This window comes from Halogeometricum borinquense DSM 11551, assembly GCF_000172995.2.
GTDB lineage: Archaea > Halobacteriota > Halobacteria > Halobacteriales > Haloferacaceae > Halogeometricum > Halogeometricum borinquense.
This window is the reverse complement of the sequence record NC_014729.1, coordinates 2,229,726-2,245,976: the sequence shown is the minus strand read 5'-3', so window position 1 is coordinate 2,245,976 and position 16,251 is coordinate 2,229,726. Positions and strand designations below refer to the sequence as shown.

Here is a 16,251-nt window from a genome sequence, read left to right as displayed (position 1 = left end):
CGCTACCGTCCGTCACGCTACGGACGAGTGGTACTCACTTATGAGTTCAGTAGACAAGCAGCTCGAGGAATTGAAAGCAGAGATCACGAACGAACTTCCTTCGGATATATCGGTTTCCGACGTTAAGTACGAGGGTCCGGAGCTCGTCGTATACACACGCGATCCGAAGAAGTTCGCACAGAACGGCGATCTTATCCGGAAACTCGCCAGCAAACTCCGAAAACGAATCACGGTCCGCCCCGACCCCGACGTGCTCTCGCCCCCACGCGAGGCTGAAGAACGGGTTCTCTCCGTCATCCCCGAGGAGGCAGGCGTCACGGATCTCGACTTCCACGAAGACACAGGTGAAGTCGTCATCGAGGCGTCCAAACCCGGGATGGTCATTGGAAGACACGGTTCGACGCTCCGAGAGATTACTAAAGAGGTCGGCTGGACGCCGGAAGTTGTCCGCACGCCGCCCATCGAGTCTTCCACGGTCTCGAACGTTCGGAACTTCTTGAAACAAGAACGCGACGAACGACGGCAGATTCTCGAACGTGTCGGTCGCCAAATCCACCGAGAGCAGTTGTCCGACGACGAGTGGGTTCGCATCTCCACACTCGGCTGCTGCCGTGAGGTCGGTCGCGCTTCGTTCATCCTTTCGACGCCGGAGACGCGCATTCTCATCGACTGCGGCGACAAGCCGGGGTCGGACGACGTTCCGTACCTCCAAGTGCCCGAAGCGCTCGGGTCGGGTGCAAACTCGCTTGACGCCGTCATTCTCACTCACGCTCACTTGGACCACTCGGCGCTCATCCCGCTTCTGTTCAAGTACGGCTACGACGGCCCCATCTATACGACGGAACCGACGCGCGACCTGATGGGTCTGCTCACGCTCGACTATCTCGACGTGGCGGCCAAGGAGGGGCGGACACCGCCCTACGAATCCGAGATGGTTCGAGAAGCCATCAAACACTGTATCCCGCTCGAATACGGCGATGTCACCGACATCGCACCCGACGTGAAACTCACGTTCCACAACGCGGGCCACATTCTCGGTTCTGCGGTGTCGCACTTCCACATCGGCGACGGTCTGTACAACGTCGCGTTCTCGGGTGACATTCACTACGAGGATACGCGCCTGTTCAACGGCGCGGTCAACGACTTCCCGCGCGTGGAGACGCTCGTCCTCGAATCGACGTACGGCGGTCGGAACGACTACCAGACCGACCAAGCGGATTCAGAGGAAAAGCTCATCGATGTCATCAACGAAACGTACGACCGAGGCGGGAAAGTTCTCATCCCGGCGTTCGCAGTCGGTCGGTCCCAGGAGATCATGCTCGTCCTCGAAGAGGCGATGCGCTCCGGGAAAATCCCGAGCATGCCCGTCCACCTCGACGGGATGATTTGGGAGGCGACGGCCATCCACACGACGTATCCCGAGTACCTGCGTGACGACCTACGCGACCGCATCTTCCACGAGGACGAGAACCCGTTCCTCGCCGACGAGTTCAACCACATCGACGGCGGCGAGGACGAGCGACAGGATGTTGCCGACGACGGCCCGGCTATTATCCTCTCCACCTCCGGTATGGTCACTGGCGGCCCCATCATGTCGTGGCTCCGCCATGTCGGCCCCGATCCGAAATCGCGTCTCGTCTTCGTCGGGTACCAGGCACAGGGAACGCTCGGGCGTCGCATCCAGAACGGGTGGGACGAAATCCCGGTTAACGACCGCGATAACGTCGGCCGGTCGAACACACTCCAACTGAAGATGGACGTGGAGACGGTTGATGGGTTCTCCGGTCACGCCGACCGCGCCGGTCTGGAGAACTTCGTGAAGACGATGAACCCCCGTCCGGAGAAAGTGCTGTGCGTTCACGGAGACGAGCGCTCTGTACAGGATCTCTCCTCTGCGTTGTACCACAACTACAACATGCGGACGTTCGCGCCGAAGAACCTGGAAACGTTCCGCTTCAGATAACGTTCGCCGCGCCGTCGCTTGTTCGCCGCCGCCGAACGATATACCTTCTTATCACTTCAGTTCACACAGAGTGGTATGCGTCTCGCGCTCATTGCACACGACGAAAAGAAACCGGATCTCATCGAATTTGCACAGAACCGCCAGGACGACTTAGAACATCTCGACCTGATGGCGACGGGGACGACTGGCCAGCGTCTGATCGACGCGACGGGACTCGATATCGAACGCAAAGAGTCGGGTCCGCTGGGCGGCGACATGCAGATCGGGGCTGAAATCGCCAGCGAGACCTGCCACGGCGTTATCTTCCTCCGCGATCCGCTTACGGCCCAACCGCACGAACCAGACATCACCGCGTTGCTCCGAATCTGCGACGTTCACGACGTTCCGCTCGCCACGAACCTCGCCAGTGCGGACGCCGTTCTCGACGAACTACTGGAGCAACTCGGGGATGAGCCGTCTCGCAACGGCTAAATCTCGTCAGTGATAATTAGTACGAACGTTCAAGTCTGGCAACGGAGAGTATCTTCGTATGCGACGATTTTCGCGCGCGGTTGCGGTCGCCGTCGTGGCTATCCTCATTGTCAGTGGAGTCGGCCCGGTTGCCGCCCAATCTGACGCACAATCGGCGAGCAACGGCGATAGACGGTGCTTCCCGCCCGACGGACACGAGTTAGGTATCGGCACCAATGGACCGGGGATCGCGGTGACGATTCACACCTCGCTCTTTACGAATCTCGGCGGTGCGGGCGCGCTCGGTATTGAAGCGCGCGGGTCGGCGTTGAACTCGACCATTATCGGACTCCAGACGGGCGTCGTCTTCGACGGCGTGGGATCAGCTGATTCGTTCCTCTCGAATCCGTTCTCACGCTTTGGAATCCTGTACGACTACTCGTTCCAACTCCCGATGTTCTCCGGGATGGTCGATGACCCCGGATACGAGTCAGACGAGTCGCCGGTAAAAGGCGTGGACTCGCGGAGTTGCTGAGATGATGTACCGTTCACCACCAAACGAGAACGTCTCGACTGGTGGGCAGGATATCTGATCGGTCACTGGACCGTTGAAAATACTAGACAGTTCACGTGAGTTGGGTTTACTTGGAACAGTATCTGCAGACCGACTCAGCGAATGTTCGAAGCGAATTTTGAAGAGAATCTGATCTATGACGGGGGATAGCACGTGGTTCCGTGATTCTATCACCTAGCCGCCCTCTCACCGACGAATCAGAGAAGCCCCTCTTGAACTGAAACAATCAATATACTAATATTGTCGGGGATCAAACTAATAATAATGGTGGACCAATCGCTCGATTCCTATCGGTTGGAACTCGCCTTAGAAAATTTAGGGGCGGTACTTTGGGAGTGGGACCCTGAGACAGATACCGCGGTTACTCACCCATCGGCAGATGGATTCTTCGGTCGTGATATCTCTTCGTTTGACGAATTATCTGAGATAATCCATCCTGAAGACCGCGAGCAAGTTGTCGAAACACTCGAATCGAGCCTGGAAACGGGAGCATCATTCAATATTGAGTTCCGCATACTGGTCGATGATGAGGTTCAAGTGATCGAGACGCGGGGGAGTATCCGCCGGGAACCGGAGATGGGATCACCTCGCGTGGTGGGGATTGCGACGGATATCACAGAGCGAAAACGCCGAGAGACGGAGTTTCAAACGATTGTTGAACAGTCGTCAGACGTCATCGCAGTTGTAGACGATACTGGCGTTATCGAGTATGTGAGCCCAGCTGTTCGTCGAGTGTTTGGGTACGAGACGGACGAGATACTTGGAGCTAACATCTCGGACCTGATCTATCCGCCGGACCGTGACGATGCTCTCCCAGTACTTCTGGGCAGTGGAATGACGGACAAGAATTCACCCGAGCGAGTTGAGTACAGACTCCGCCATGGCGATGGCTCGGTTCGGTGGGTTGAGTCACGTGTCTCCCCGAGGGGTGATGCAATGAGTAGTAATCTCGTTATTAACACCCGCGATATTACGGAGCGAGTTGAGGTTGAACAGAACCTCAAGCGTGCTGACGAGAGTCGGTCACTCGCACTGGAAGCGTCGCAGGCAGGAATCTGGGACTGGGAGATCGGGAGTGAACGTGTCAATTGGCACTCATCCTGTGAACGGGTCTTCAGGGTGCCAGAAGGTGGGTTCGAGGGGACGTACGAGGCGTTCGCTCGGCGCGTCCACGATGACGATTTACCAGCCGTTGAAGCGGCCATTAACCGCACCGTCAACGAAGGCGAACCATACCATGTCGATTACCGGATCATTCGGGACGACGGTGTCGAACGCTGGATCACCGCTCGCGGAAAGGTACTGTCAGACTCGTCAGGAAACCCGACCCGACTCCTCGGTGTTGTTATCGATATCACTGAACAGAAAGAACGCGAACAGGAACTCAAGCAGTACGAGCGAATCGTTGAGACAGCGCCGGATCCCATTTACGTACTCGACGAGACTGGTGATTTCACACTAGTGAATGAGGCACTCGCGGCGGCGGTAGGGTGTTCGAAAGAGGAACTTATCGGTACCAGCATCGGAGACCAATTAGAGTCAGCGGATGCTGAGGAGAGTCTACAGCGTATTATGGCGCTCTCCGACGAAGAATCCGACTCACCTCCACTTGACCTCACTCTTTCGACTCCGGATGGAACCCGAGACTACGAAGTGAACATCGCTCTGAGCGGGGACGACCAGAGAGGCGATGCACCAAGAACGGTCGGCGTGGCCCGAGATGTCACCGACATCAAAGAACACAAACGCCGGTTATCAGTAATGGACCGCGTGCTTCGGCACAACATTCGAAATAAGCTCAACATCATCTTGGCACATAGCAATTTTCTCACAGAGTACCCGGACCAAGATATCCAGAACCGCGCCGAGACGATACTTGAGGCCGGTGAATCCCTCGAATCACTCAGTGAGAGTGCCCGCCGGTTCAAAGCCAGCACTCACCCCAATCAATCGAGCATTCGTACGACTAACGTTGCCGACTGTGTCACCCACGTTGTCGATGAAGCACAACGCCAATTTCCCCATGCGACGATTCGGGTACATCAGGAAGCGGAGGTGTGGGCGGAGGTTCACGAGGCGTTTGAACTAGCACTCACTGAACTCGTCGAGAATGCGATCCGCCATTCAGATCGCTCTGCCCCCACTGTCGAGATAACCGTCGAGAAGCACGAGTCAACAGTTTCAGTGCAGGTGAGTGACGATGGACCGGGGCTGACCGACATGGAGCAAAATGTCGTCCTTGAAGGAGAAGAAACTGCTCTTGAGCATGGGTCGGGACTCGGACTATGGCTCGTCCGATGGACGATTGCCAACAGTGGCGGGACAATTGACGTTCGGAACAACGACCCAACGGGGACGGTTGTCGAGGCTCGGGTACCACGGGATTCGTCTTAGCAGTTGTGAAGTGGCAGTCTCAGTCCGCCTCGGCAGGGTCTACAACCGTCTCCTCGACTTCATCCACGCCCACGCGGTCACAGAGGTCGTAGAGTGGACACGCCTCAGGACCGTCCAGACACGCCGGCTTCCGCGCCTTGCAGTACTCGCGACCGAACTGAATCATCGCGGTGTGTCCGAAGCCGCACTTCTCCGCGGGCACGTCGGCTTCGAGATGCTCGCGGACGTCCTCGTGGTCGGCATCCGCGGACGCAAGTCCCATCCGGCGTCCGATACGGTGAACGTGTGTGTCTACCGGAAAGACGCCGCCGCGGCCGCCCGAAAAGAGAAGCACGCAGTCGGCCGTCTTCGGGCCGACGCCGTGGATGTCGAGGAGTCGCTTTCTGACCGTGTCAGGATCTTCGTCTTTAACGAACTCGTCGAAGCCGTCCGCGCCCCCGAACGACTCGCAGATGCGCTCGGCCGCGCCGATGATCATCTCCGATTTCTGGTTGTACAATCCCGCGGAGGCAATCGTTTCGGCTAGTTCAGACTGTTCGGCGTCCGCGAGCGCGGCGGCCAAGTCGCCGTCCGCACTGTCACCGTCCGCACTGTCACCGTCTCCGCCGGCGTACCGGTCCATAAGCGAGTCGTGTGCGGGTTGGCTCGCCACGTCGCTCGTGTTCTGGCTGAGAATCGTGCGAACCAAACACTCGAAGGCGTCTTGTCCGCCGTAGGCTTTCTGCCAGTACATCTGCCCCAACTCGTCTACGACGGCCTCCGCGCGGGTGTCCGCCTCCGCGGGAACGAACTCCGCGGCGGTTCCGCCACCGGCGTCGCCGCCGCTGATGTTCTCTGCGGGCTCTTCGGGCATGGGCGAAGAGACGGACGCCGTCTCGAAAAGCGGTCGGGGTTCGGCGTCGAACGACGCTCGTCGGGTCGCTAGCTCACTCCACGCGGAGTGTGAACGTCACGTCGCCGCCGTTGGCAAGAGCAGCCACGAGGTCGCGGTCGAAGTCACCCGCCGCGGCGTCTGCACCGACCAGGATCGTTCGGTCGTCCACGTAATCGCTGGTGCGTCCGACGTGGCTTCGGTCCCCCTCGAACGTCAAATCCGGATGGCCACTCCCTTCGACAGTCTGTTGGTACGTCTCACCGTCATCGTCCTCTACTTCGACGATAGCCGTGATGGTTGCCGACTCGTCTTGACAGGCGGCAACAAAGTCGTCGTCGAAGTCTTCGGGAGTGCGGTCAGCCTCGACAGCGAGGATGCAGTCGCCCGCCGGGGTGAGCCAGTCGTCGGACGTGACCTCGAACGTGCTCGCGTGTTCGGCGGAGACGTTCTCGTGCCCGCGTGCGCGGACAACCTCTTCGTACATACTCCGTGGTGGCCACTGCGGCGGTAAATCGCCCTCGGTTCCGATCTACTGCGGCGGTAACTCGCCTCGATTGCACGGACGGCGACGGGAGAATAGACACTTGCTTGGAGCCTCCACGAATCCGAACCATACCAATTGTTACCATGGTTCTTTATATATCACCTCGAACCCGTACAATCCGTGTATCAGCCGTTTCACGCTCCGTGGTAGCTGTTTTCAGGGGCCAATACCACCGAAGCCTTTATACTCTGGTACGCACAATGTGATATTACCAGAACGCCTCCGGCGTTCCGGCGGCATAGCACGCAGAATGATCGGGAGTTCTTATCCACGGTCGGCAGCACTACCACGAGCAGCCGCCACGCACGGAGTGGTAATGGTATCGAGGTTTGATTACGCATGGTGACACAGCAAGACGTTCTCAAGGAATACGACGTACAGAAGCTCAGCGACGCGGATAACGTGGAGCTCACAGATGACCAACTCGACAGCGGTTCTAAAGGTCAGTTAATTAAACTCGCGGGACAGCTCCGCGACCGACGAAATGACCTAAACCAGATGGCCTCCGAGCGCGCATCCAAGCGCGACGACCTAAACGCGAAAACTCGCGAGAAGGTTGACGAGGCTCAGGAACACCGCGAGCAGCGCGACAGCCTCAACGAGCAGGTCCAAGAGCACAAGAACAAACGAAACGAGCTGAACGCCGAGGCCAACGAGCTGTTCGACAAAGTCGAACAGATGAAAGAGGACCTCGAACTCGATGACGGCAAGGACATCGAGGAACTCAAAGAGGAAATCGAACAGCTCGAATTCCGTCAGCAGACGGAAGTTCTCTCGACCGAGGACGAGCGCGAACTCATCGAGAAGATCGAGAACAAGCGCGAAGAACTCCGTCAGAAGAAGGATAAGGTCGAGGACAGCGGCGAACTCGAAGAACTCATCGAGGAAGCAGAAGAGGTCCGCTCGGAGGCATCCCAGCACCATCAGAAGGTGACGGAACTCGCTGACAAGGCCCAAGAGCACCACAACCAGATGATCGAGGCCTACCGTGAGGCCGACGACATCCGTGACAAAGCCGACGCGATGCACGAGCTGTTCGTGGAAGCGCAGGAAGCTGCCGACCGCCACCACGAGGACTTCGTTCGCGTGCAAAAGCGACTCCGCGAGCTCGACAAGCAGGAAGAAGAGGAACGCGACGCCGAGCGCGCCGAGAAGCGCGAAGCCGCCAAGGAAGAAGCCGAGGAGATCTACCAGAAGTTCAAGGAAGGCGAGACCCTCGACACCGAGGACCTGATGAAGCTCCAGAAGACTGGGCTTCTCTAAGCGCCGGAGCGCATCTTTTTATCTTTTTTCTGTTTTCCGAGCTGCTGCCAGCCGTGGCCCACTTGCGATATTTTATCACGCATCAAGCCCCAGCGACAGCCATGATGTTCGTTGGTGATTCGCTGTGACCGACCGCATGGATCGTCTCGGACGCTTCACCATCGTCGTCAGCGTCGCCGCTCTCGCCGGAGTTGTCGGGTGGTTTCTGTTCTATATCCTCCCGGAGGATGTGACGAGCCTTCTGGGTATCCTCCTCGTTGTGGCGACTGTCCTCGGCGGAACCGTCATCGGTGGGCGCATCGCCTCGTCGCGGTATTCCGACTACGACGTGGCGGAAATCGCCGTCGAAGGGCCGATTTCCCGCGACGGAGGGTCGGGGAGGCTCCCCACCCGGCCCGGCGGTGCATCGAGCGACGACGTGGTCGAACAGATTCAGACGGCGGCCGACGACGGTGCTGTCGATGGGCTTCTCGTTCGTCTGAACACACCCGGTGGGGCTGTTCTTCCCAGCGACGACATCCGCCGGGCAGTCGCCGAGTTCGACGGACCGACCATCGCGTACGCTACCGACACCTGCGCCAGCGGCGGCTACTGGATTGCAAGCGGATGTGACGAAATCTGGGCGCACGATGTAAGCATCGTCGGGAGCATCGGCGTCATCGGCTCGTCGGTGAACGTCCACGAACTCGCTGACAGGCTCGGGGTCTCCTACGAACGGTTCGCGGCCGGGAAGTACAAGGACGCAGGCACCGCGTTGAAAGAACCGTCTGCGGACGAACGCGAGTACTTGCAGGGTCTCGTTGACGACTACTACGACGACTTCGTCGAACGGGTCGCCGAGGGCCGAGAGATGGATCCCGACGCGATTCGTGACACCGAAGCCCGCGTCTATCTCGGGTCGAGGGCACACGAACTCGGCTTAGTGGACGAACTCGGTACGCGAGACGACGTGCTGGACCGACTCGCCGCGCGTCTCGATGTGGAATCGGTGTCGGTTCGGGAGTTCACCCCGAGTGAGAACCTCGTTTCGCGCCTCCGTGGCGGTGCAGAGCGCGTTGCTTTCGCACTCGGCGCGGGCGTCGCCTCTGCGTTCGACGCTGACGCCTCGGAGTTTCGGTTCAGACTGTAACCGATCCGGGTCGGAAGCGCGATTCCCGAAACCCCACGGTACTCTCTCGATTACGAGCGCAGTACCGAGCATACTTTAACCCAGTGAGACGTTCGCACGCCTGTGAGTACGCTCGTCCTCTGTGTGGACCGTTCGAACGACATCGGACGGAAGGCGGGTCTTCCAACGCCCGTCGTCGGATGGGAGGCCGTTCGCTCTCTCGTCACCGACGTCGGGCTGGCTGACCCGGAGGACTCGAACGTGAACTGTTTACTCGAGGCCCTTCGTGTCTCTCGCGATTTACGTGATGAAAAAGAAGATTCCATTGTTGCTGTTGTCTCCGGCGTGAACGACACACTCGTCGGCGCGGACCGGTCGCTCGCCGCGCAGGTCGATGCACTCGTCGACGAGTACGACCCAGAATCCGCAATCGTCGTTGTCGATAGCGCGAGCGACGAACGCGTCGTCCCTGTCATCGAGAGCCGACTCCGCATTGACTCGGTGGACAGAGTCGTCGTCCGGCAAGCGCACGACATCGAATCGACGTACTACCTCCTCAAGCAGTTCCTCGCGGACGAGGAACTCCGCTCGACTATCCTCGTCCCCCTCGGTGCGACGCTTTTGTTGATGCCGTTGCTCCTCACGCGGTTCGAACCGCAACTTGCCTTCGCCGTCATCGGGTCGGTTCTCGGTGCGGCACTGCTCTACAAGGGACTCGCAATCGACCAACTGTTGGCCGAGTCTCCGGAGAGAATTCGGGACGCATTGTACTCGGGACAGGTGTCGATCGTCACTTACGTCGTTGCCGCGGGACTCACTCTCGTGGGCGCGTTCCTCGGCGCGCTCTCCGTGACGCCACTTACCGGAAGCGGCACGAGTGCGACGCTGATTTCGACGATGCAGTTCATCTATCACGCCGTTCCGTGGTTAGCGCTCGCGGCGTTGACCGCCAGCGCTGGCCGTCTGCTGGACGAACTGATCGGAACCGATGGCGTGAGTCGGCAGTATCTGAACCTTCCGTTCGGCATCGTCGCCCTCGGCCTCGTCGTCCGTGGCTTCGCCGGGTGGTTCCTCCAGCGTGAAGGAATTCTCTCAGATGCGGTCCTGTTCAGTTGGGCGCTCTCCGCACGTCAGCGACTCGCTTTGTTCATCGTCGGCGGGATTGTCGTCAGCGTCATCGGTGTCCGCATCGCGGCGACGATGAGCGAAAACGAGACGCTCGAAGAGGCAGTCGAACAGTAGTCAGAAACAGGGACGGCGAGGTGGCTTACTACCGCGTTGCTACCGCGTGCTGCTGGCGCGGTACTCGCCGTGTTTGATGCCTAATACGAGACAGATTGCACCGAACACGAGCATCGACGGCGCTACCATCATCAATACAGTACGTGTCTGCATGGCGGGCATCATGATGAGGCCCACCGTTCCGAGGGCGACGAGGCCGACGAGCGCTCCAGCAGTTACCGGCAGGTTGAACTCCATATACGCCTGTTAGTACGCCGTCACCTAATCGGTTTCTCTATGGGGAAAACAACGGACGGCGGTTAGACACGAGCGGGGAACGAACGACTCTCGGAAGTTACCAGGGGGCGAAGTCGGGATCCACACGCCGGTCCGTGCGTTCGATATTGTCGATGCGGTCGATGTCCTCCGCGTCGAGTTCGACACGGAGCGACTGCCAGTTGTCACGGATGTGGTCTTCACCCGTCGCTTTCGGAATCGCCGTGACACCCTTCTCACGAAGCCACGCTAGCGACACCTGCGCCTCGCTCACTCCGTGCTTCTCGGCGATTGCTTCGAGTTCGGGTACCTCGAACACGGTCCCGCGCGCAAGCGGGGAGTAGGCGACGACTTCGATATCGTGTTCCTCGCAGGCCGCTCTGAGGTCTTCCTGCTGGAGGAGGGGGTGAAGTTCAACTTGGTTGGCGAATATCGGAACATCAGCGCTTTTGACGGCTGTTTCGATCTGCTCGGGTTCGAAGTTACTAATTCCGATACGGTCTATCTTGCCCTCGTCGTACAGTTCGTTGAACGCGCGGAACGTCTCTTCGGGGTCGTACTCGCGGGCCGGCCAGTGGACATAGAGCAGATCCACGGATTCGACGCCGAGTTTTTCCAGACTCTCTTCGGTCGTCGCGAGCACCTCGTCGTACGAGAGATTGTCTATCCACACCTTCGTAGCGAGGAAGATATCCTCGCGCGGCACGGTGGCGTTCTCGATTCCTTCTCCGACAAACTCCTCATTGCCGTAGATCTGTGCGGTATCGATGTGCCGATAGCCCATGTTCAGGGCTGTCTCGACCGCTCGCGCGCAGTCTTCTGGTTCGTCGTTCTGCCACGTCCCGAGGCCGAGCATCGGCATTCCGTTGGCCAGTGGTACGTCCTCGGTCGTAAGCGACTGCTCAGACATAGTTCAGTTTCGAGAACGGTCGTCGCGCCAAAAGACGTTGGGACAGGGTGAGTAGAATGCCGCAAAGCATGCGACAGTGTCGCGTACAGGGAGTCCGTATTCGGTCAGTATTTGGGGTCGGTGCCGACGAGATCGTACAGATCGTCCATCACGCTGTCGCGTGAGTCCTGCCATCCCTCGAATGCGCGCGGTGAGGAGGGGTAAGCGTTGTAGATCGTAGTGATCTCTTTGGCTCGTTTTCGAACCCGGTAGAGTTCGTACAGCGCATCCCAGTGGCCGAACGTCTTGACGAGCGTCTGCAGTTGGAGACCAAGCCCCATACTCGAGGAGCCTTTACTGAGCGAGTCGAGAAGTTGCTGTCCCGGCAGCGAGGAAACGATTTCGACGAGTTCGTCTACGTCGTGTGCCATTCCCCAGATATTGTACAGATCGACGGCGGCAAAGCGCTTGCCGAAGTCGGTCATCACGTCGCGGTTGTACTCCCAGAGGCTCGCCTCGCTCACGTCGCCATCTGAGATGGCTTTAACGGCGTGCTTGGCTGCCCAATGGGCGGACTTGGCCGCACCGGGGATGCCGCCACCGGTGGTCGGATTGACGTGACCGGCAGAATCCCCGGCGGCGATAAATCCGGGAGCGACGGCCGAATCGTAGGGGCGGCGCGTCGGGAGGGCCGCACCGAGTTTGTCCGTGACCGTCCCGCCTTCGAATTCGGGTCGGTTGCGGAGGTCACGCTTGAGGTCATCGACGAGTTTCATCGGTTCTTCGGTCATCTGGAAGCCGAGACCGGCGTTTATCTCCGTGGGACTGCGCGGGAAGTACCAGAGATAGCCGAGTTCTTCCGTCGGCTTGAACACGATTGCATCGTCGTAATCGACCGGCTCGGGAACGTCGATGACCTCGCGGTAGGCCGAACAGAACTGCGAGTACGAGACGTTCGTATCGAACGTCGTCCCCGAGAAGTCCGTCTTATCTTGGAGAATCGAGAGCGCGCCCGCGCCGTCAATTGTGACGTCAGCCTCGTACTCGACCACGTCACCGTTTCGTTTGGCACGAACGCCCGTCACGCGGCCGTCGTCGTCCTGCGATACGTCTTGGACGACGGTGTCGTAGTGCATGTCGGTTCCGAGGCGGTCCGCCTCTTCGAGAATAACCTCGCCGTAGCGCTTGCGGTCTACAACCGCACCGGCACCGCGGAACGGGACGTCGAGGTCGTCCCCGCGCGGATTCTCGAACACTGCACGCGTGATGTTTTGGTTAGTAAACGACTCCTCTTTTAAATAGTCAAGGTCAATGACGTCGGGGAAGGTGCTTGTGCCCTTAATGGCGTCACCGCAGGCGATGTGGCCCGCTTCCTCCTCTGACTTTCGTTCAAGGAGGACGACGTCAAGCCCTTCCGACGCCGCGGTGGCCGCGGCGAAGGCTCCCGCCGTGCCTCCACCGACGACGACCATGTCGTAGGCTTCCGCTGGCATGTTACCTCATGTTGCCTGTCCCATCATAAAAACAAACCGTATCACCCGCCTGAATCGACTATTCTGCCTTTTTCGAAGGGACGCGAATCGGATGATACTGTCATGTCATCGGCACGGTACACAACTGCTTGCGGATCAGTTGACGAACGAGCCGTGTCGGCAGCGACGATAGCTTTACCACGGCACAGAGTAACACACAATTGGGGGCAAAATATGCCAAAACTCACCGCCGAAAACACGAACGCGTTCGCCCACCGTATCGCCGGTGATTCGCTCGTCTACGACTGTCCGGAGTGCGAGTACGGTGAAGTATTGGTCACGGAACTCATCGAATCGCCGGATGCGCGCTGTCTCGACTGTGGCACCCGCTATCGTCTGTTTGTCGAACGCGTCGAGAAGTAACAGTCGGCCGCCTTCCTTCGTACCGTCGCCGGTTGCTTCCCGAACTCTTCTGCATCCGGTCTCTGTCCGCCGTGAACGGCGGCTATCGACTGCGCTGTCGACGTGTGAGAGAAACGAAATAGAGACGAAACCGCGTTGGCTGTCCGGGTTGTCAGTTCAGTAGAACTCGCGGACGAGGTCCATCGCACCCTCAGGTGCGCCCTCGCCGATCTCGGACATGTTCTCCGTCACGCCGTGTTTCTCGTCGTAGGGAACCGACGCTTCGTCCTGCCAGACGACACCCTGGAACTCCTTGTCCGCGTCGAGGATGACCTCTTTGGCGGCGTCGTAGTCCGTCGGGTCGTGGTCTTCTTCGGCGAGGTCCACGAGCGAGTCGCGGAAGTAGTCGTACGTGTCCACGTCGTTGAACGTGACGCACGGACTGAACACGTTGACGAATCCGAAGCCGTCGTGTTCGATAGCCTTCTGCACGATTTCGGCGTGTCGCCGCGCGTCCGTCGAGAACGACTGTGCGATGAACGTCGCGCCCGCGGCGAGAGCGAGCGCCATCGGGTTGACTGGCGGTTGCTGCGGCCCTTCGGGCGTCGTAGATGTCTCGAAGTCCTCGCGCGAGGTCGGCGACGCCTGCCCCTTCGTCAGCCCGTAGATACGGTTGTCCATCACGACGTACGTCATATCGACGTTGCGCCGAACCGCGTGGACGAAGTGGCCCGCACCGATGGAGTAGCCGTCACCGTCGCCGCCCGCGACCATCACTTCGAGGTCGGGGTTGGCGAGTTTGACGCCTGCGCCGACCGGGAGCGCACGACCGTGGACGCCGTGGAGGGCGTACGAGTGCATGTACGTCCCGATCTTGCCGGAACAGCCGATACCGGCGACGACGAACGTATTGTCGGGGTCGTTCCCCGTGTTCGCAAGCGCTTTCATCATCCCGTTCATCGTACCGAAGTCCCCACAGCCGGGGCACCACGTCGGTTGCTTGTCGGATTTGAAGTCCGTGAATCGGATTTCGGAGCTCATTGGTTAGGCCTCCAGCGTCTCTTTGATGTCCGCTGCGAGTTCGTCCGCCTTGAATCGGACGCCGTTATACTTGTTCACACGCTTGACGCGTGTAAGCGTGTCGTGCTCGATGATGTCGGCGAACTGCCCCGTGGCGTTACACTCGACCACGATGACTTCGTCGGCTTCCTCGAATGCCTCGGTTAGGTCGTAGCGCGGGAACATGTACGGAATCGAGAGGAACCGGACGTCGATGCCGTCCTCTTCGAGGAAGTCGATAGCCTCGATCATCGCACCCTCGTTCGATCCCCACGAGACGACCAGCGTGTCGGCATCGGGGTTTCCGAACTCGCGCGGACTCCAGTCCTCTTCGGCCTTCGCCGTCTCGACTTTGCGAGTACGTTTGTCTACCTGTTCGATGCGCATGTCCGTGTCTTCGGTCCGACGGCCGAGTTCGTCGTGTTCGAGACCCGTGGACATGTGCGCCCCCTCGTCCGTGCCGGGGAACGCGCGCGGCGAGATGCCGTCCTCGGTGATGGCGTGGGGTTGGAACTGCCCCTTCTCGTTTTGCCACTCGGAGATGGTGTCTTCGTCGACGACCTTTCCGCGGTCGATTTCGACTTTGTCCATGTCGAACATCTCCGGAGAGAACGTCTGCTCTGTGACCGCCATCGCGAGGTCGGCCGTGAGGTAGACGGGCGTTTGGTACTTTTCGGCGAGGTTGAACGCTTCGACAGTCTTCCAGAAGCACTCAGCAATCGTCGTCGGTGCGAGAACGAAGCGCGGAATCTCGCCGTGACCGCCGTACAGAAGCATGTTCAGGTCACCCTGCTCTTGCTTCGTCGGCATCCCGGTCGAGGGACCGGAGCGCATTACGTCCACGATGACGAGCGGCGTCTCCGAGGTGGCGACCAGACCGAACGTTTCGGTCATCAGGTCGATACCCGGACCGGAGGTCGCAGTCATCGACCGCGCACCCGCGCGTGCCGCACCAAGTGCGAGGTTGATTGCCGCGAGTTCGTCTTCGGCTTGAACGACGTGTCCGCCGAAGTTCTCGATGCGACCCGTGAGGTACTCCATGACGTCCGTCGCGGGCGTGATGGGGTACCCGGCGTAGAACTTACAGCCGGCCGCGATTGCGCCCATCCCGATGGCTTCGTCGCCGTTCAGGAGAACGTAGTCCTCGTCGGTCGTTTCGAGGTCGTAGTCGAACTCGTGATCGTACTCGTCGGCGACGTAGTCTTGACCTTTCCGTGCCGCCTCCTTGTTGTTGTCAACGAGCTGTTGACCCTTCGATCCGAAGCGTTTCTCCAGTGCGCTGTCGAGGTTCTCGATGGGGAACTCTGCGACCTCGCACGCCGCACCGAGTGCGACGACGTTGCGCATGATGGCCCCACCGGCTTCCTCGGCGAGTCGTTTGAGAGGAACGTCCAGCCCGATCATCCCCTCGGGAATCTCGACGTTCTCCATCGTGGTTCGTTCACCATCGTAGATGATGACAGAACCCTCGTGAAGTTCGTCGAGGTTCTCCTCGATAGTTCGTGGGGTCAGCGCGATGAGCACGTCGAGCCGATCGACGACGCTCTGCACCGGATCCACCGCTGTTCGGACTTTGTACGCCGTGTATCCACCGCGGATGCGCGACGCGAAGTCCTTCGAGGTGAAGACGTGTCGTCCAGCCCGAGAGAGTGCCTGGGCGAAGATCTTCCCCGTCGAGTCGATACCATCGCCGGCTTCCCCGCCGATGGCCCAGTTGAAGTCCGCAGGCATGTGGGTTGGTCGTACCCATGGCCCGATGAAA

General features: G+C 59.4%; 15 protein-coding genes. 8 read left to right on the top strand and 7 right to left on the bottom strand.

Annotated elements, in window-relative coordinates:
- Positions 1–40 precede the first annotated feature (40 nt).
- The 4 genes from HBOR_RS11335 (at position 41) to HBOR_RS11320 (ending at position 5,381) form a co-directional block, all read left to right on the top strand.
- On the top strand, positions 41–1,963 hold the full coding sequence (locus HBOR_RS11335) for a beta-CASP ribonuclease aCPSF1 (protein ID WP_006056637.1): 1,923 nt from the start codon (positions 41–43) through the stop codon (positions 1,961–1,963).
- A gap of 75 nt (positions 1,964–2,038) precedes the next feature.
- Positions 2,039–2,434 (top strand): methylglyoxal synthase, encoded by a 396-nt coding sequence (locus HBOR_RS11330; protein WP_006056638.1) that lies wholly within the window; start codon positions 2,039–2,041, stop codon positions 2,432–2,434.
- 58 nt (positions 2,435–2,492) lie between these two features.
- Positions 2,493–2,948, top strand: coding sequence for a DUF7332 family protein (locus HBOR_RS11325; protein ID WP_006056639.1), 456 nt, complete (start codon positions 2,493–2,495; stop codon positions 2,946–2,948).
- 303 nt (positions 2,949–3,251) lie between these two features.
- The gene (locus HBOR_RS11320) at positions 3,252–5,381 is read left to right on the top strand and encodes a sensor histidine kinase (protein ID WP_006056640.1); all 2,130 of its coding nucleotides are present in this window, start codon (positions 3,252–3,254) and stop codon (positions 5,379–5,381) included.
- A gap of 19 nt (positions 5,382–5,400) precedes the next feature.
- Here HBOR_RS11320 and HBOR_RS11315 read toward each other — a convergent pair whose 3' ends face one another.
- A complete protein-coding gene (locus HBOR_RS11315; protein ID WP_006056641.1) occupies positions 5,401–6,234 on the bottom strand; it encodes an endonuclease III domain-containing protein in 834 nt (277 codons plus the stop codon).
- Between the two features lie 73 nt (positions 6,235–6,307).
- The gene (locus tag HBOR_RS11310; protein ID WP_006056642.1) at positions 6,308–6,739 is read right to left on the bottom strand and encodes a DUF371 domain-containing protein; all 432 of its coding nucleotides are present in this window, start codon (positions 6,737–6,739) and stop codon (positions 6,308–6,310) included.
- Between the two features lie 399 nt (positions 6,740–7,138).
- On the opposite strand from HBOR_RS11310, the gene HBOR_RS11305 reads away from it, so the two are divergent.
- From HBOR_RS11305 to HBOR_RS11295, 3 genes are all read left to right on the top strand, one after another.
- Positions 7,139–8,062, top strand: a complete 924-nt coding sequence (locus HBOR_RS11305) for a coiled-coil protein (protein ID WP_006056643.1) — start codon at positions 7,139–7,141, stop codon at positions 8,060–8,062.
- A gap of 124 nt (positions 8,063–8,186) precedes the next feature.
- Positions 8,187–9,191: a signal peptide peptidase SppA gene (gene sppA / locus HBOR_RS11300; protein ID WP_174261571.1), complete on the top strand. Its 1,005-nt coding sequence runs from the start codon at positions 8,187–8,189 to the stop codon at positions 9,189–9,191.
- A gap of 102 nt (positions 9,192–9,293) precedes the next feature.
- Complete coding sequence (locus HBOR_RS11295; protein WP_006056645.1) at positions 9,294–10,412, top strand: DUF373 family protein; 1,119 nt, start codon at positions 9,294–9,296, stop codon at positions 10,410–10,412.
- Between the two features lie 39 nt (positions 10,413–10,451).
- Here the strand turns inward: HBOR_RS11295 and HBOR_RS11290 are convergent, their stop codons facing one another.
- From HBOR_RS11290 to HBOR_RS11280, 3 genes are all read right to left on the bottom strand, one after another.
- The gene (locus HBOR_RS11290) at positions 10,452–10,649 is read right to left on the bottom strand and encodes a DUF7333 family protein (protein ID WP_006056646.1); all 198 of its coding nucleotides are present in this window, start codon (positions 10,647–10,649) and stop codon (positions 10,452–10,454) included.
- A 97-nt stretch (positions 10,650–10,746) separates the two neighbouring features.
- Positions 10,747–11,577 carry an aldo/keto reductase gene (locus HBOR_RS11285; RefSeq protein ID WP_006056647.1) on the bottom strand — a complete coding sequence of 277 codons (831 nt, stop codon included), beginning with the start codon at positions 11,575–11,577 and terminating at the stop codon, positions 10,747–10,749.
- Positions 11,578–11,681: 104 nt separating this feature from the next.
- Complete coding sequence (locus tag HBOR_RS11280) at positions 11,682–13,049, bottom strand: geranylgeranyl reductase family protein (protein ID WP_006056648.1); 1,368 nt, start codon at positions 13,047–13,049, stop codon at positions 11,682–11,684.
- A 213-nt stretch (positions 13,050–13,262) separates the two neighbouring features.
- Here HBOR_RS11280 and HBOR_RS11275 point away from each other — a divergent pair, with 213 nt between their 5' ends.
- Complete coding sequence (locus HBOR_RS11275; RefSeq protein ID WP_006056649.1) at positions 13,263–13,451, top strand: hypothetical protein; 189 nt, start codon at positions 13,263–13,265, stop codon at positions 13,449–13,451.
- A 156-nt stretch (positions 13,452–13,607) separates the two neighbouring features.
- Here the strand turns inward: HBOR_RS11275 and HBOR_RS11270 are convergent, their stop codons facing one another.
- The gene (locus tag HBOR_RS11270) at positions 13,608–14,471 is read right to left on the bottom strand and encodes a 2-oxoacid:ferredoxin oxidoreductase subunit beta (RefSeq protein WP_006056650.1); all 864 of its coding nucleotides are present in this window, start codon (positions 14,469–14,471) and stop codon (positions 13,608–13,610) included.
- 3 nt (positions 14,472–14,474) lie between these two features.
- Positions 14,475–16,220 (bottom strand): 2-oxoacid:acceptor oxidoreductase subunit alpha, encoded by a 1,746-nt coding sequence (locus tag HBOR_RS11265; protein WP_006056651.1) that lies wholly within the window; start codon positions 16,218–16,220, stop codon positions 14,475–14,477.
- Between the last annotated feature and the right edge of the window lie 31 nt (positions 16,221–16,251).

What these genes read in the sequence shown, in the direction of transcription:
- HBOR_RS11335 (WP_006056637.1), top strand. Translation starts at nt 41, where the DNA reads ATGAGTTCAGTAGACAAGCAGCTCGAGGAATTGAAAGCAGAGATCACG.
- HBOR_RS11330 (WP_006056638.1), top strand. Translation starts at nt 2,039, where the DNA reads ATGCGTCTCGCGCTCATTGCACACGACGAAAAGAAACCGGATCTCATC.
- HBOR_RS11325 (WP_006056639.1), top strand. Translation starts at nt 2,493, where the DNA reads ATGCGACGATTTTCGCGCGCGGTTGCGGTCGCCGTCGTGGCTATCCTC.
- HBOR_RS11320 (WP_006056640.1), top strand. Translation starts at nt 3,252, where the DNA reads ATGGTGGACCAATCGCTCGATTCCTATCGGTTGGAACTCGCCTTAGAA.
- HBOR_RS11315 (WP_006056641.1), bottom strand. Translation starts at nt 6,234, where the DNA reads ATGCCCGAAGAGCCCGCAGAGAACATCAGCGGCGGCGACGCCGGTGGC.
- HBOR_RS11310 (WP_006056642.1), bottom strand. Translation starts at nt 6,739, where the DNA reads ATGTACGAAGAGGTTGTCCGCGCACGCGGGCACGAGAACGTCTCCGCC.
- HBOR_RS11305 (WP_006056643.1), top strand. Translation starts at nt 7,139, where the DNA reads ATGGTGACACAGCAAGACGTTCTCAAGGAATACGACGTACAGAAGCTC.
- HBOR_RS11290 (WP_006056646.1), bottom strand. Translation starts at nt 10,649, where the DNA reads ATGGAGTTCAACCTGCCGGTAACTGCTGGAGCGCTCGTCGGCCTCGTC.
- HBOR_RS11285 (WP_006056647.1), bottom strand. Translation starts at nt 11,577, where the DNA reads ATGTCTGAGCAGTCGCTTACGACCGAGGACGTACCACTGGCCAACGGA.
- HBOR_RS11280 (WP_006056648.1), bottom strand. Translation starts at nt 13,049, where the DNA reads ATGCCAGCGGAAGCCTACGACATGGTCGTCGTCGGTGGAGGCACGGCG.
- HBOR_RS11275 (WP_006056649.1), top strand. Translation starts at nt 13,263, where the DNA reads ATGCCAAAACTCACCGCCGAAAACACGAACGCGTTCGCCCACCGTATC.
- HBOR_RS11270 (WP_006056650.1), bottom strand. Translation starts at nt 14,471, where the DNA reads ATGAGCTCCGAAATCCGATTCACGGACTTCAAATCCGACAAGCAACCG.
- HBOR_RS11265 (WP_006056651.1), bottom strand. Translation starts at nt 16,220, where the DNA reads ATGCCTGCGGACTTCAACTGGGCCATCGGCGGGGAAGCCGGCGATGGT.